This is a genomic window from Curtobacterium sp. SP.BCo (genome assembly GCF_051903265.1).
GTDB lineage: Bacteria > Actinomycetota > Actinomycetes > Actinomycetales > Microbacteriaceae > Curtobacterium.
Window position 1 is genome coordinate 2,201,361 of the sequence record NZ_CP194337.1, and the last position, 14,103, is coordinate 2,215,463.

General features: G+C 70.4%; 10 protein-coding genes. 5 read left to right on the forward strand and 5 right to left on the reverse strand.

Going from position 1 to position 14,103, the window contains the following annotated elements; all coding sequences use genetic code 11:
- The first annotated feature begins 394 nt into the window (after positions 1 to 394).
- Genes ACRQ4B_RS10545 through ACRQ4B_RS10555 form a run of 3 tightly spaced genes read left to right on the forward strand, consistent with a single transcriptional unit; the run spans position 395 to position 5,005 of the window.
- A complete protein-coding gene (locus tag ACRQ4B_RS10545) occupies positions 395 to 2,044 on the forward strand; it encodes a glycosyltransferase family 2 protein (protein ID WP_439691401.1) in 1,650 nt (549 codons plus the stop codon).
- Positions 2,037 to 3,581 carry a glycosyl hydrolase gene (locus ACRQ4B_RS10550; RefSeq protein WP_439691402.1) on the forward strand — a complete coding sequence of 515 codons (1,545 nt, stop codon included), beginning with the start codon at positions 2,037 to 2,039 and terminating at the stop codon, positions 3,579 to 3,581. The genes ACRQ4B_RS10545 and ACRQ4B_RS10550 overlap by 8 nt, the downstream gene beginning before the upstream one ends.
- Positions 3,578 to 5,005 carry a UDP-glucose dehydrogenase family protein gene (locus ACRQ4B_RS10555; protein ID WP_439691403.1) on the forward strand — a complete coding sequence of 476 codons (1,428 nt, stop codon included), beginning with the start codon at positions 3,578 to 3,580 and terminating at the stop codon, positions 5,003 to 5,005. The genes ACRQ4B_RS10550 and ACRQ4B_RS10555 overlap by 4 nt, the downstream gene beginning before the upstream one ends.
- Positions 5,006 to 5,347: 342 nt before the next feature.
- On the opposite strand, the gene glnA is transcribed toward ACRQ4B_RS10555, so the two are convergent.
- Positions 5,348 to 6,772, reverse strand: coding sequence for a type I glutamate--ammonia ligase (gene glnA / locus ACRQ4B_RS10560; RefSeq protein WP_022907114.1), 1,425 nt, complete (start codon positions 6,770 to 6,772; stop codon positions 5,348 to 5,350).
- 171 nt (positions 6,773 to 6,943) lie between these two features.
- Here glnA and ACRQ4B_RS10565 point away from each other — a divergent pair, with 171 nt between their 5' ends.
- Entirely contained in the window at positions 6,944 to 7,399 is a 456-nt protein-coding gene (locus ACRQ4B_RS10565; RefSeq protein WP_439691404.1) for an RDD family protein, read from the forward strand.
- Positions 7,400 to 7,730: 331 nt separating this feature from the next.
- On the opposite strand, the gene ACRQ4B_RS10570 is transcribed toward ACRQ4B_RS10565, so the two are convergent.
- Complete coding sequence (locus ACRQ4B_RS10570) at positions 7,731 to 8,459, reverse strand: DUF4191 family protein (RefSeq protein WP_439691405.1); 729 nt, start codon at positions 8,457 to 8,459, stop codon at positions 7,731 to 7,733.
- A gap of 127 nt (positions 8,460 to 8,586) precedes the next feature.
- On the opposite strand from ACRQ4B_RS10570, the gene ACRQ4B_RS10575 reads away from it, so the two are divergent.
- A complete protein-coding gene (locus ACRQ4B_RS10575) occupies positions 8,587 to 9,357 on the forward strand; it encodes a hypothetical protein (RefSeq protein ID WP_439691406.1) in 771 nt (256 codons plus the stop codon).
- Between the two features lie 172 nt (positions 9,358 to 9,529).
- Here the strand turns inward: ACRQ4B_RS10575 and sucB are convergent, their stop codons facing one another.
- The 3 genes from sucB to ACRQ4B_RS10590 form a co-directional block, all read right to left on the reverse strand.
- A complete protein-coding gene (gene sucB, locus ACRQ4B_RS10580) occupies positions 9,530 to 11,041 on the reverse strand; it encodes a 2-oxoglutarate dehydrogenase, E2 component, dihydrolipoamide succinyltransferase (RefSeq protein ID WP_439691407.1) in 1,512 nt (503 codons plus the stop codon).
- Positions 11,042 to 11,090: 49 nt separating this feature from the next.
- Complete coding sequence (gene lpdA, locus ACRQ4B_RS10585; protein ID WP_439691408.1) at positions 11,091 to 12,464, reverse strand: dihydrolipoyl dehydrogenase; 1,374 nt, start codon at positions 12,462 to 12,464, stop codon at positions 11,091 to 11,093.
- A 153-nt stretch (positions 12,465 to 12,617) separates the two neighbouring features.
- On the reverse strand, positions 12,618 to 14,099 hold the full coding sequence (locus ACRQ4B_RS10590) for a leucyl aminopeptidase (RefSeq protein ID WP_439691409.1): 1,482 nt from the start codon (positions 14,097 to 14,099) through the stop codon (positions 12,618 to 12,620).
- Positions 14,100 to 14,103 lie beyond the last annotated feature (4 nt).

Genomic DNA, 14,103 nt, shown 5'->3' on the forward strand with positions numbered 1-14,103 from the left:
TCCGCCGAGCCGTTACCGCACCGTGATCCCCGCTGCTCGATGACGGTCGGCTCGTGCCGGGACGCCGGCGGCGTCGAGTGCACTGCGCGCGGTGACCACTGTCCGAACAGGGGTTTTCGGCCGAGTCGAGCCGTGCCTCCAGTCAGTGACCGAACACCCGCAGGGTGCGTGGCGGAGTGGACCGAGTCCACTGGAGTGCTGTCAGCACCAGTGCGGACACGACACGTGCGACTGAGGGGGGACCACCCTGTACCCCGTAACGCGCCCGTAACGCCCCCGGACGGGGGTCGCGTTGCGGGGGTGGTCGCGCATCTGCATCAATGGGGTCACCCGAACCGACCCCGATTTCCCGATGGCGCGGAATCACCCATCTCGAACGTTGAAGCAGGGATCGATGTTCACCTTCATTCTGCAGATCAGGCAGATGGTCGACGGGCACCCCGAGTTCTACCTCTTCGCCGTGTACTCCGCGGTGATCTGGCTGCTCTGGTTGCTCAAGGTCGTCCTGTCCGCCCGCTACCGCCCCTTCACCGGCACCTACACCGGTTCCACCAGCGTCGTCGTCCCCGTCGTGGACGAACCGCTCGACCTCTTCCGGGACGTCATCGGCCGCATGGTCGAGCAGCGTCCCGGCGAGATCATCGTCGTCATCAACGGCGCCCGCAACGAGGCGCTCGAAGCGGTCTGCGACGAGTTCGCCCCACTCGTCCGCTGGACCCACACGCCCATCCCCGGCAAGCGCAACGCCGTCAAGGTCGGCACCGAGATGTCGACCGGCGACATCACCGTGCTCGTCGACTCCGACACGGTGTGGACGCCCGGCACGCTCGACGAACTGCTCAAGCCGTTCGCGGACGCCTCCGTCGGCGGCGTCACGACCCGTCAGCGCATCCTGGAGCCGGAGCGCAGCTGGATCACCCGCTGGGCGGACTGGCTGGAGAACTCGCGCGCGCTGTACTCGATGCCCGCGCAGAGCGTCCTCGGCCAGATCGGCTGCCTGCCCGGCCGTACGATCGCCTTCCGCCGCGACATCCTCGTGCGCGTCATGGACCGCTTCATGCACGAGAAGTTCATGGGCGTGTTCCTCGAGGTGTCCGACGACCGGACGCTGACGAACCTCACGCTCAAGGAGGGGTACCGGACCGTCTACCAGTACACGTCGCTGGTGTACACGGACGCCCCGCTCCAGGTGAAGAAGCTGTTCAAGCAGCAGCTCCGCTGGGCCCGAGGCTCGCAGTACAACACGCTGCGGATGCTGCCGTGGATGCTCGGGCACGCACCGGTCCTGGCACTGTTCTTCCTCACCGACATCATCCTGCCGTTCATGCTCTTCGGCGTGATCGCCGGCTGGATCTTCCGGGCGATCACCGGGCAGGGCGAGAACCTGTACCAGGGGATCCTGCACCAGTACGGCTTCTCCACCGGTTTCGTGTACGTCGCCGCGCTCATGGTCGTCTCGAGCGTGCTCAGCATGGCGATCCGGCAGATGCGGCACCTCTCCGAGAAGCCGAGCGACTTCTTCCGGCTGCCGATGTTCATCATCGTGTCGACGTTCTTCCTCATGCCCATCCGGCTCATCGGGTTCTTCCGCCTGGCGCACGCGTCCGGTTGGGGGACCCGGGCCGGTGCCTACGCGGGCGGCCCGATGGAGGAGGACCCGGCGGCCACCACGGAGGCGGCCCAGCCGACGGGCTTCGCGGTGCAGACCCCGGTCAGCCCGATCGACGCGGCCCGCGTCGACGCCAGAGTCAGCCAGGGCCTCGGCGCAGGCCAGGACCTCGGAGCCGGCCAGGATTTCGGAGCCGGCCAGGACCTCGGCGCGGGCCAGCGCGAGGTCGACCGGGCGTTCGACGAGCTGTTCGGCCCGGACGCCACCACCAACTCCACCGCGACCGTGCTCGCGACCCGCCGTTCGGCCGCCACCGCAGCGCAGCCGACCCGCGCGACCGCCCCCGCACGCGTCCGTCGGTACAACCCGTACGCAGCGATCCCGTACTGCATCGGGTTCGCGATCTTCGCCCTGGAGGCCTTCCTCATTGTCTGACCTCATCCGCTCCTCCGGTGCCTGGTGGGCGCAATCCAGCAAGCACGCACGTCTCACCGCCGTCGGGACGACCGCGATCGTCCTCGTGCTCGGCCTGATCACCTGGAACGTCTGGGTGTCACCGGCCGGGCCCGTCTCGACCGCCGTCCACCAGGCCCTCGGTGTCGCCCCGCCGAAGAAGAAGGTCTCCGCGGCCGAGCTCCAGACGAAGCTCACCGCCGCACAGCAGCAGATCTGGGCGCTCGAGGGCAAGCTCGACTCCGCCAGCGCGCAGGCCGGCTCCCGGGCCCACCAGATCACGCAGCTCAAGGCGCAGCTCGCGTCACTCCAGTCCCAGCTCGGTTCCGCCACGAGCGGGTCGGGAGGCGCGTCCTCCTCCGGTGTGTCGGGTACCCGTGTCGACGCGGCCGGTTCCGGCGGCAACGGCTCCGGTGGCTCCGGCGGTGGCAACACCGGCGGCAACGGTGGCAGCAACGGTGGCGGCTCCGGCGGTCCGGCGACGAACCCGAACACCGGGCCGTCGAAGGACCCCGGCGGACCCGACGCGATCACGGCGCCGACCAAGCAGCAGGTCCTCGCCCAGCAGTCCCGCTGGTACGGCCTCTACACGGCGCAGGCCCCCTTCAACTGGTCCGAGTACGACCAGGTCTCGAAGGAGGTCGGGAAGGCCACGAACATGGTCGGCTTCTTCCAGGGGTTCGACCAGGACTTCAACCAGAACGCCGTCCAGCGTGCCTGGGCCAACGGTCGCCTGCCGATGATGACGTGGGAGTCCGCCCCGGCGAAGACCGGCAACGACGAGCCGTACGTCGCGGGCTACACGAACCAGGACATCATCTCGGGCAAGTTCGACGCATACCTGACGAAGTACGCCCAGGCGCTGAAGGCGAACGGGATGCCGCTCGTGATCCGCCTCGACCACGAGATGAACGGCCAGTGGTACAACTGGTCCGAGGGTACGAAGCAGCAGAACGCCGCCGGTTCGTACACGGCGATGTGGCAGCACGTCTGGCAGGTCTTCCAGGACAACGGCGCGAACCAGTACGCCATCTGGGACTGGTCCCCGTCGCGCATCGACAAGCTCGGCAACGCGAAGTACCAGACGCTCGACTACATGGCGAACTACTACCCGGGTGCGAAGTACGTCGACTGGGTGGGCATGAGCGGCTACTACCGCGACGCCAAGGAATCGCCGACGTTCCAGAACACCTTCGGTGCGACCCTCGCCCAGATCCGGCAGATCGCGCCGGGCAAGGGCATCGTCCTCAACGAGATCGGTGCCACCGAGACCGGGGGCAGCGTCTCGAACTCGCAGAAGTCGCAGTGGATCAACTCGCTGTTCGACGCCCTCGCGGACCCGGCCAACGCCGACATCATCGGCTTCTCGTACTTCAGCGAGACGGCGACGACCATCGTCGACGGCACCCGCACCACCAACGACTGGCGCCTCGACTCCCGTGCGGACAGCCTCCAGGCCTTCGCCGACGGCATCAAGCGCACCGACATCGACTACGACCTTCAGGAGGTCAAGCAATGACCGAGTCCAAGAAGTCGACCGCATCGGCCGACACGCGTCCCGCTCCCGTCATCAGCGTCATCGGCACCGGCTACCTCGGTGCCACCCACGCGGCCGCCATGGCCGAGATGGGCTTCGAGACCATCGGCGTTGACGTCGACCCGTCCAAGCTCGCGGCGCTCTCCGCCGGCGAGGTGCCCTTCTTCGAGCCCGGCCTGCCGGAGCTCATCACGAAGCACGTAGCGAGCGGGAAGCTCCGCTTCACGGCCGACATCGCGTCCGCGGTGGCCGCGGCGGACGTGCACTTCGTCTGCGTCGGAACCCCGCAGAAGGCCGGCTCGCACGCCGCGAACCTCGCCTACGTGGAGAGCGCGACCCGTGGCGTCGCCGAGAACCTCACGCACCCCGGGCTCATCGTCGGCAAGTCGACCGTCCCGGTCGGCACCGCCGCGCGGCTCCGCGGCATCGTCCGCGAGTTCGCACCGTCCGGCATCAGCGCCGAGCTCATCTGGAACCCCGAGTTCCTCCGCGAGGGCAAGGCCGTCGACGACACCCTCCACCCGGACCGGCTCGTCTGGGGCGGTGCGTCCGAGGCCGCCGATGCCGTCATCCGCGAGGTCTACGCCGCACCCATCGCCGAGGGCACCCCGGTGATCACGACCGACCTCGCCACGGCGGAGCTCGTCAAGGTCAGTGCGAACGCCTTCCTCGCCACGAAGATCTCGTTCATCAACGCGATCTCGGAGATGTGCGCGATCACCGGGGCCGACGTGTCGACCCTCGCGGACGCCCTGGGGCACGACGCGCGCATCGGCCGGAAATTCCTGAACGCCGGACTCGGGTTCGGCGGCGGCTGCCTGCCGAAGGACATCCGCGCGCTCATGCACCGCGCGAACGAACTCGGCGCCGGCCGCGTGGTCGGGCTCATGCAGCAGGTCGACGAGATCAACATGGGGCAGCGCGAACGCGTCATCGACATGACGATCGACGCGCTCGGCGGCTCCGTGCTGAACCGACGCGTCGCCGTCATCGGCGCGGCCTTCAAGCCGCTCACCGACGACGTCCGTGACTCCCCGGCGCTCAACGTCGCGGCGGCGCTGCACCTCCGCGGCGCCCAGGTGACGCTGTGGGACCCGGAAGCGATGGAGACCGCGCGCCGCTCGTTCCCGACGCTCACCTACTCGTCGTCGATGGCCGGTGCCGTCGAGGACGCCGACGTGGTGCTCGTGCTCACCGAGTGGGACGACGTGGTCGCTGCGGACCCCGCCGAACTCGCCGCCATCGTGGGTCGTCGGACCGTCATCGACGCCCGCAACTGCCTCCCGGTCACCGACTGGGTCAAGGCGGGTTGGACCGTCCGTTCCCTGGGACGGCCCACTCCGGTCACGGGTGCACCCGTGAGCGTCGCCGCGGGGACTCACGACGCGGTGGCCACCGCGCGGTAGTCGTCCGGACGCGAAGCGGGGTCCGTGCCGGGGCGGCACGGGCCCCGCTCTCGTGCGCGCTGCGCCGTGCGCCGCGGGTCGGGCGCTTCCGGTCGTTCCTGGGCAGAACGGGCGTACCTGGTCGGACGTTCCGACCAGGTACGCCCGTTCTCTCTTGCCATCGCACCTGCTCTGGGAAGGAACGCGCGGCTCTGGACGCGACGGCCTGGAGGCGCGACGCCCGTCCGACGGACCGGCACCGCGCCTCCAGGCGGTCGCCCTGGCACCCTCCTGCCGGACCGCCGCACGCGGAAGGGCCCCGCACCGGTGTGGTGCGGGGCCCTTCCGAGCGGTCAGCGAGGATCAGACGCCGAAGTAGAGCTCGTACTCGAACGGGTGCGGGCGCTGCGCGAGGGGGAGGATCTCGTTCTCACGCTTGTAGTCGATCCAGGTCTGGATGAGGTCCTCGGTGAAGACGTTGCCCTTGACGAGGAACTCGTGGTCGGCCTCGAGCGCGTCGAGGGCCTCGTCGAGCGAGCCCGGGACCTGGGGGATGCCCTTGGCCTCCTCCGGGGGGAGCTCGTAGAGGTCCTTGTCGACCGGCTCGTGCGGCTCGATGCGGTTCTGGATGCCGTCGAGGCCCGCCATGAGCTGCGCGGCGAAGGCGAGGTACGGGTTGCCCGAGGCGTCCGGCGCGCGGAACTCGATGCGCTTGGCCTTCGGGTTGGTGCCCGTGATCGGGATGCGGATCGCGGCGGAACGGTTGCCGGCCGAGTAGACCAGGTTGACCGGCGCCTCGAAGCCCTTCACCAGACGGTGGTAGGAGTTGATCGACGGGTTCGTGAAGGCGAGCAGCGCCGGGGCGTGCTTGAGGATGCCGCCGATGTACCAGCGGGCGACGTCCGACAGACCGCCGTAGCCGTTCTCGTCGTAGAACAGCGGCTTGCCGTCGCTCCAGAGCGACTGGTGGGTGTGCATGCCCGAGCCGTTGTCACCGAAGAGCGGCTTCGGCATGAACGTGGCGACCTTGCCCCACTGGTCGGCCGTGTTCTTGACGATGTACTTGAACTTCAGGATGTCGTCCGCGGCGTGGACCATCGTGTCGAACTTGTAGTTGATCTCCTGCTGGCCGCCGGTGCCCACCTCGTGGTGCGAGCGCTCGAGCTCGAAGCCCGCCTCGATCAGCTTGAGGGTGATGTCGTCGCGGAGGTCCGCCGTCTTGTCGACGGGGGAGACCGGGAAGTAGCCGCCCTTGTAGGGGGTCTTGTTGGCGAGGTTGCCGCCCTCTTCCTCGCGGCCGGTGTTCCACGCGCCCTCTTCCGAGTCGACCGAGTAGAACGACTTGTTCTGGGTCACCGAGTAGCGGACGTCGTCGAAGATGTAGAACTCGGCCTCGGGGGCGAAGAACGCGGTGTCCGCGATGCCCGTCGACGCGAGGTACTTCTCCGCCTTCTTGGCGACCTGGCGCGGGTCACGGCCGTAGATCTCGCCGTTCCGCGGGTTGTAGATGTCGAAGATCATGATCAGCGTGCGCTCGGCGCGGAACTGGTCGATGTACGCGGTGGTCACGTCAGGGATGAGCTGCATGTCCGACTCGTGGATCGACGCGAAGCCGCGGATCGAGGAGCCGTCGAAGAGCTGACCGACCGAGAAGAAGTCCTCGTCGACCGTGGATGCCGGGATGTTGAAGTGCTGCTGCACGCCGGGCAGGTCGGTGAAGCGGATGTCGAGGAACTTGACGTCCGTGTCCTTGATGAAGGCCAGGACCTCGGAGGAATCGCTGAACATGTGTGTCGATCTCCAGGGGGTTTGGGTGATGTGGAGGTGCCGCAGGTGCACCCTCCGACGAGGCTATTGACACCGGGTTTCCCGGACATGACTGGATTGTTTCGTCCGTGTTACGTCGGGCCGGTCGGAACCGGCGCAGGCCCACCACCAGGTCTCGCCTACGCTGGGACCATGGCCCGCAGCACCACTCCGTCACCCGCGTCGTCCGCCCACCCGGACGGCTGGCCCGGCAAGGACCTCGGCCTCCCCGAGGAGGGCCCGCGGAGCGTGGGGCGCATCGGCAGACGGATCGTCGCACTGCTCATCGACGGCGCGCTGGCCGACCTGGTGGCGTACGTCACCGGCGTCTGGTCCCCGGTGAACGGCTCCGGCGACATCGCGCACTCGTGGATCCAGATCGCGATCTTCGCCGCGCTGCAGATCCTGTTCATCTGCCTGCTGTCCGGGTCGTTCGGGCACATCTGCGTCGGCCTCCGTGTCGTCCCGATGCGCGGCGGCTACGTCGGGGTGTGGCGCCCGGTCGTGCGGACGGTCCTGCTGTGCCTCATCGTGCCGGCGCTCATCATCGACCGCGACAGCCGAGGTGCGCACGACCGGATCGCCGGCACGGTGCTCGTGCGGCGCTGACGGGCGCTCGGGGCGGCGCGCGGGCGGCGCACGGCGCGGTGCGGCGCGCAGCGCGGCGCGGCGCGGCGCTGCGGTCGGCGCTGCGCTGTGCTCGGGCGCTGTGGTCGCGGTCGCACGGTGCGAGGCTCGATGCTGCACGGTGCGAGGTTCCGCGCCTGGTGCGAGCCTCCGACCCTCGCACTGCGCGCGGAACCTCGCACGCTGCGCCAGACGCGCGTGCCGCACCCGCGCGTGCCACGCAGCCCCGGACGTCTGCGCCGTCCTGCGCGAACACGAAGACGCCCCCGACCTGGCACGGTCGGGGGCGTCTCGTCGTTCGAGGTGCGGAGCGTCAGCGCGGACGACCGGCGCGAGCCCGCATCGGGTCCATGCCCTTCGGGATGGCCGAGGCCGGGCTCTGCGTCAGCGAGTCGAGCCGGTTCGCGACGGCCAGGACCTCGTTGCGGTTCAGCGACTTCTTGAACTTGTTCATGGCACGGGGGAGCTTGTGCAGCGTCACCGCATCAGCACCGTCGCCGTCCTTGCCGGATGCCACGTGCACGACGTGCACCGGGACGTTCGGCACGATGCGCTGCACCTTGCGGCGCTCCTCGTCGACCTGGCGCGTCAGGTTGCCCCGCTGCCCCTCGGTGATGAGCACGACACCGGGCGTGCCGACGGCGCGGTAGACCGCGGCCTGCGACCGTCCGTGCACCGCGACGGGCATCTCGCTCGAACGCCACTGGCGACGGAGGGAGTTCGACAGCACGGCACCGACGGCGCCGGGCTGGCCCTCGATCTGCGAGTAGGCGGCACGCTCGGCCAGACGACCGAGCACGATCAGGAAGAGCAGCACACCCAGCAGGACACCGGCGACGATCCACAGGATGATCGCGAGCCAGTTCTGCCCGGGCAGCAGCAGCGCCAACAGGACGCCGAGCACCACCGGGCCCACGAACGCCAGGGCGAACCACCAGACCGAGCTCGGGTCCGCCCGACGGGTCATCGTGAAGACCTGGTACATCTGCTTGAGACGACCCGGCTCCTTCGCCGTCGTACCTTGAGAACTGCTGCGTGCCATGCACCCAGGATACGGCCTGCGCCGACGTGTCCGGACCTCCGATGATCCGGCTGTGGGCGAACAGGACTTCTCCACAGACGGGCGGCGGGCCGGGAGGCGCGGGCGCCCCCGCCGACAGGCTGTACGGATGCAGACGGTCGCCGATCACGTCCGGTGGTGCGCGGATGAGGACGAGGCAGCGCTCCTCGCTTGGGCGGCGGACCGCGCCGCTGCCGGTCACGAGCGGCACCTCGCGCCCGTCGTCGCGGTCGGACGGCTGGCCGACGGGCGTCTCGCCGTCGACGTGCTCCGGCCTGCGGGGACACCCCTGTCGTCGGCGCTCGACGTCCTCGGGACACCCTCCGTCGGTGTCGCGGTGACCCTCACGGTCCCGTTGCTGGAGCTCGCGGTCGCCGAACGGTGCGGCGCGATCTGCATCGGTTCAGCCGGCCTCGACGACGTCCTCGTCGACGACGCCGGCGCGGTCGTGCTCTGCGACCGCCCACCGGGAACGGACGGGGTGCGTCGGTCGGACGAGACCGGTGCCCGCATCCTGCTCCTCGCCGCACGGGTGGTCTGGGAACGGACCGACGCGCGCGAACCGTCGAGGGCGCTCGTCGACGCCGGGATCGCCGAAGCCCTCGTCGGCGACGTGGACGCGGTCCGCGCGTTGCTGTCCTGCGTCCGCGCAGCGGCGGCGCCGCGGCCCGTGCGGTGGGCGCCACCGCCGCGGGACTTCCTGCTCGGAGACCCCGAACCGGCGGCGCCGACGGGGTCGGCCGTGCTCCTGGCGGTCCGGGACCTGGTCGACCGCGGGGTACCGCTCGGGGGTGCGCGGCGACTCCCGCTCCGCCGGGCACTGGTCGGGGTCGTCGTCGCGGCCGGGGTGGTCGCCGCGGCGGTCTTCGCGCTCGGGTGACACGGGTGCCCGGCGAGATCTCCGCGCACGACGGGCCGCGGTGGCGTACGACGGGCACGGCGCCGCGTACGGCGGGCTCTGGCGCCGGGCGCTGCGGGTGTTTCGGTCCTCCCAACGGGAACGGCCCCGATCCGCTGGGATCGGGGCCGTTCCGTTCAGGTGCTCAGGTCGTTCAGTACCCGAGGTTCGGGCCGAAGTTGCCCTCCTCGAGGCGGTTCTTCACCGCGACGAGGTAGCGCGACGCGTCCGCACCGTCGATGATCCGGTGGTCGTACGACAGCGCGAGGTAGACGAACGAACGGATCGCGATCGCCTCCTGACCGTCGACCTTCACGACCGCCGGGCGCTTCGTGACGATGCCGGTACCGAGGATCGCCGACTGCGGGAGGAACACCACGGGGGTGTCGAAGAGCGCGCCACGCGAACCGGTGTTGGTCAGCGTGAACGTGCCCCCCGCGAGCTCGTCCGGCTTCAGCTGGTTGTTGCGCGTGCGCTCGGCGAGATCCGCGATGGACTGCGAGAACTGCGCGAGGTCCAGCGACGCCGCGTCCTTGATCACCGGGGTGAGCAGGCCGCGCTCGGTGTCCACCGCGATGGAGACGTTCTCGGTCTCCGGGTAGACGATCTCCTCGCCGTCGACGGTCGAGTTGATCTTCGGGTGCGCCTTGAGCGCCTCCGACGCCGCCAGGGCGAAGAACGGCATGAAGGACAGCTTCGAGCCGGTCTTCTCGAGGAACTCGGCCTTGTGTGCGTCCCGGAACTGCGCGACCTTCGTCACGTCGACCTCGACGACACTGGTGAGCTGCGCGGTCGACGTCATCGACTGCACGGCACGCTCGGCGACGACCTTGCGGAGGCGGGTCATCTTCTCGCGGGTGCCCCGGAGCGGCGAGACCTCGGCGACGAACGGACCGGCCGGAGCGGCGGCACCAGCGGGGGCCGCGGCGGCCGGGGCCTTCGCGGCGGCGGCGAGCACGTCCTCCTTGCGGATGCGTCCGCCGACACCGGAACCGGTGACGGTGGACAGGTCGACGCCCTGCTCGTTCGCGAGCTTGCGGACGAGCGGCGTGACGTAGCCGGAGGCCGACGCGTCCTGCGTCGGGTTCGGCACCGCGGCCGTGGCCGTCGGCGCCGACGCTGCCGGAGCAGCGGCCGGGGCCGGGACGGCGGCGGGGACCGCGGCCGGCGGGGCGGCGGCGGGCGGCGGCACCGGAGCTGCCTGCGGGACCGGGGCTGCGGCGGGCGGTGCGGACGGAGCCTGCGGTGCGGCGGGCTGGGTCTCACCTGCGGGGGCCGGCTCGGGCTCGGTGGGCTCCGGAGCGGGGGTCTCGGACTCCTGCTCGGTGCTCGGCGCAGCCTCGGGCTCCTCGGCGTCCGCGGCGGCTTCGTTCGAGGACTCGGAGGACTCGGCAGCGCCGCCGTCGGACGACCCGTCGGACGAACCGGAGCCGTCGCCGATCTTCACCAGGGCGGTCCCGACCTCGACGGTCTCGTCCTCCGGCACGAGGATCTCCTCCACGACGCCGGCGATCGGCGACGGGATCTCGGTGTCGACCTTGTCGGTCGAGACCTCGAGCAGCGGCTCGTCGACCTCGACCCGGTCACCGACGTTCTTCAGCCATCGGGTCACCGTGCCCTCGGTGACGCTCTCGCCGAGCGCCGGGAGGTTGACGGATTCGCTCATCGGGTGGACTCCTCTTCGCAGGGGTGGTTCGTGGTGGTGGTCATGGTGTTCACAGTGCGTGCAGCGGCTTGCCCGCGAGGTGCAGGAACGCCTCGCCGAGCGCCTCGTTCTGCGTCGGGTGCGCGTGGACGAGCGGTGCGACGTCCTCCGGGTAGGCCTCCCAGTTCACGGCGAGCTGTGCCTCACCGATGAGCTCGCCGACGCGGGCGCCGATCATGCTGACGCCGACGACGGGGCCGTCGACGACGCGGACGACCTTGACCGATCCCGAGGTGCCGATGATGTGGCTCTTGCCGTTGCCGGCCAGGTTGTACTCGTAGGAGTCGACCTTGTCGGCGCCGTACTGCTCCTCGGCCTTGGCCTGGGAGAGCCCGACGGACGCGACCTCGGGGTCGGAGTACGTGATCTTCGGGATGTTCTTGTCCTCGATGACCACCGGGTTCAGGCCGGCGATCTCCTCGGCGACGAAGATGCCCTGCTGGAAGCCGCGGTGCGCGAGCTGCAGGCCGGGGACGATGTCGCCCACGGCGTAGACGCCGGGCACGTTCGTGGCGAGGCGCTCGTTCGTCGTGACGAACCCGCGGTCCATCGTCACGCCGACCTCGTCGTAGCCGACGTTCTGCGTGACCGGGCCACGGCCGACCGCGACGAGCAGGACGTCGCCGTCGAAGGTCTTGCCGTCCTCGAGCGTCACGACGACGCCGTTCTCGTGCTGCTCGACGCCCTGGAAGCGCACACCGAGCGAGAACTCGATGCCGCGCTTGCGGAACGCGCGCTCGAGCTGCTTCGACATGGACTCGTCCTCGGCGGGGACCAGGTGGGGGAGCGCCTCGACGATCGTCACCTCGGCACCGAAGGACTTCCAGACGCTCGCGAACTCGACGCCGATGACGCCACCACCGAGGATGACGACCTTGTTCGGCACGTAGTCCATGCGCAGCGCGGTCTCCGAGGTGATCACACGACCACCGATCTCGAGACCGGGCAGCGACTTCGAGTACGACCCGGTCGCGAGCACGACGTTCTTGCCCGTGACGGTCTGGTCGCCGACCTGCACCGTGTTCGGCGAGGTGAGCTTGCCCCAGCCCTCGACGACGGTGATGCCGCGCGCCTTGATGAGCCCCTGGAGGCCCTTGTACTTCGAGTTGATGACGCCCTGCTGGTACTCGATGACCTTCGGGACCTCGACACCGGCGAACTCGGCGACGACGCCGTACTTCTCGGCGTCGCGCGTCGCGTCGGCGACCTCGGCCGCGTGCAGCAGCGCCTTCGTCGGGATGCAGCCGCGGTGCAGGCACGTCCCCCCGAGCTTGTCTCCTTCGATGAGCGCGACGCTCATCCCGAGCTCGGCGGCCCGGAGCGCAGCAGCGTACCCACCACTACCGCCACCGAGGACCACGACGTCGTAAGTCTGTTCCGTCACCTGGTGCAACTCCCTCGTGCGTGTCGGGGCCGGTCGGACCCCACTGGACACCGCGGCGGCGGCGTCCGACGGTCGGACCGCATGGTTCCGGTCCCGTCCCGTTGGTTCCGGCGGGGGCACGCCGAGCGCACAGCCCCGCCGGAGTCAAACCTACTACTTGGCCTGGAGCTCTTCTGCGAGGGAGATGAGCGTGCGGACCATCACGCCCGTCGCGCCCTTCCCGAGCCATCCGTACCCGCCGCCCTTGTTCTCGGACGGGCCGGCGATGTCGAGGTGTGCCCACTCGATGCCCTCGCCGACGAAGCGCTCGAGGAACTTGCCCGCCAGCAGCATGCCGCCGGCCGGGTTGCCGACGGTGGCGTTCACCATGTCGGCGACCTCGCTGGCGAGCCGGGCGTCGAGCTCCTCGGGCAGCGGCATCGGCCAGATCGGCTCGGCGACCGACTCGGCGACGGCGCGGACGCGGGCGACGAGGTCGTCGCTGCCCATCAGTCCGGTGGTGCGGTCGCCGAGCGCGACGACCTGGGCGCCGGTCAGCGTGGCGACGTCGACGATGGCGTCGGGCTGCTCGAGGGAGGCGGCCGCCATGCCGTCGCCGAGGACGAGGCGGCCCTCGGCGTCCGTGTTCGTCACCTCGACGGTCTTGCCGTTCTTCAGGGTGAGGACGTCGCCGGGCCGGGTTGCGGAACCGGACGGCATGTTCTCGGCGAGGCACAGCCACGCGCTCACGCGGACGTCGAGACCGAGTCGCGCGGCGGCGACGGTCGCGGCGAGCACGGTGGCGGCGCCGGTCATGTCGGTCTTCATGCCGAGCATCGACCCGGCGGGCTTCAGCGAGAGGCCGCCCGAGTCGAACGTGATGCCCTTGCCGACGAGCGCGAGGTGCTTCGACGCCCCGGCCGGCTCGTACCGGACGACGACCAGGCGCGGCGGGCGCTCCGAGCCACGGCCGACGCCGAGGATCCCGCCGAAGCCCTGCTCCTCGAGCGCGGTCTCGTCGAGCACCTCCACGGTCAGCGGCAGCCCCTCGGCCTGTGCGCGGGCCACGTCCGCGACGTCGGCCGGGCCGAGGTCGCCCGCGGCGGTGTTGACGAGGTCGCGCACGAGCGTCGCGGCGTCGGCGACGATCGCCGGACGGACGGCGGCGTCCGCGGCGACGTCTGCGGACGCCACGACCGCGATGTCCTGGTCGCCGCGCGACGGCCCGGTCGTGCCGGTGCCCTTGTGGCGGGTAAAGGAGTACGCGCCGAGCGCCGCGCCCTCGAGCGCGGCGTCGACGAGCTCGGCGGAGTCGGTCGGCAGCGCGAGCGCGATCGTCGACACGGTGGGCAGCTGACGCACGGCGCTGCCGGCGGCCGAGCGGACCGCGGCCGGCCCGGTCGCGGTGCCGAGCCCGACGAGGGCGATCCCGGTCGCCGCGACGCCGGTACCGGGCAGGCGGACGAGCTGGTCCTTCGCACCCGTGACGCCGAACGACGCGAGGTCGAGGTCGGCCAGCGCCTCGACGGCGCCGACCGCGCTCGGCTCGAGGGTCGCGGGGCCACCGTCGGTCCCTGGTCGGACCCCGACGACGAGGACGTCGGCGGTGACGGCGGCGGGGCTGGAAGTCGTGGTGGAGAGCGTCGGTCGGACCATGGGA

Excerpts from the sequence above, each read along its gene's own strand:
- ACRQ4B_RS10545 (WP_439691401.1), top strand. The coding sequence starts at position 395 with ATGTTCACCTTCATTCTGCAGATCAGGCAGATGGTCGACGGGCACCCC.
- ACRQ4B_RS10555 (WP_439691403.1), top strand. The coding sequence starts at position 3,578 with ATGACCGAGTCCAAGAAGTCGACCGCATCGGCCGACACGCGTCCCGCT.
- glnA (WP_022907114.1), bottom strand. The coding sequence starts at position 6,772 with ATGTTCAGCGATTCCTCCGAGGTCCTGGCCTTCATCAAGGACACGGAC.
- ACRQ4B_RS10565 (WP_439691404.1), top strand. The coding sequence starts at position 6,944 with ATGGCCCGCAGCACCACTCCGTCACCCGCGTCGTCCGCCCACCCGGAC.
- ACRQ4B_RS10570 (WP_439691405.1), bottom strand. The coding sequence starts at position 8,459 with ATGGCACGCAGCAGTTCTCAAGGTACGACGGCGAAGGAGCCGGGTCGT.
- ACRQ4B_RS10575 (WP_439691406.1), top strand. The coding sequence starts at position 8,587 with ATGCAGACGGTCGCCGATCACGTCCGGTGGTGCGCGGATGAGGACGAG.
- sucB (WP_439691407.1), bottom strand. The coding sequence starts at position 11,041 with ATGAGCGAATCCGTCAACCTCCCGGCGCTCGGCGAGAGCGTCACCGAG.
- ACRQ4B_RS10590 (WP_439691409.1), bottom strand. The coding sequence starts at position 14,099 with ATGGTCCGACCGACGCTCTCCACCACGACTTCCAGCCCCGCCGCCGTC.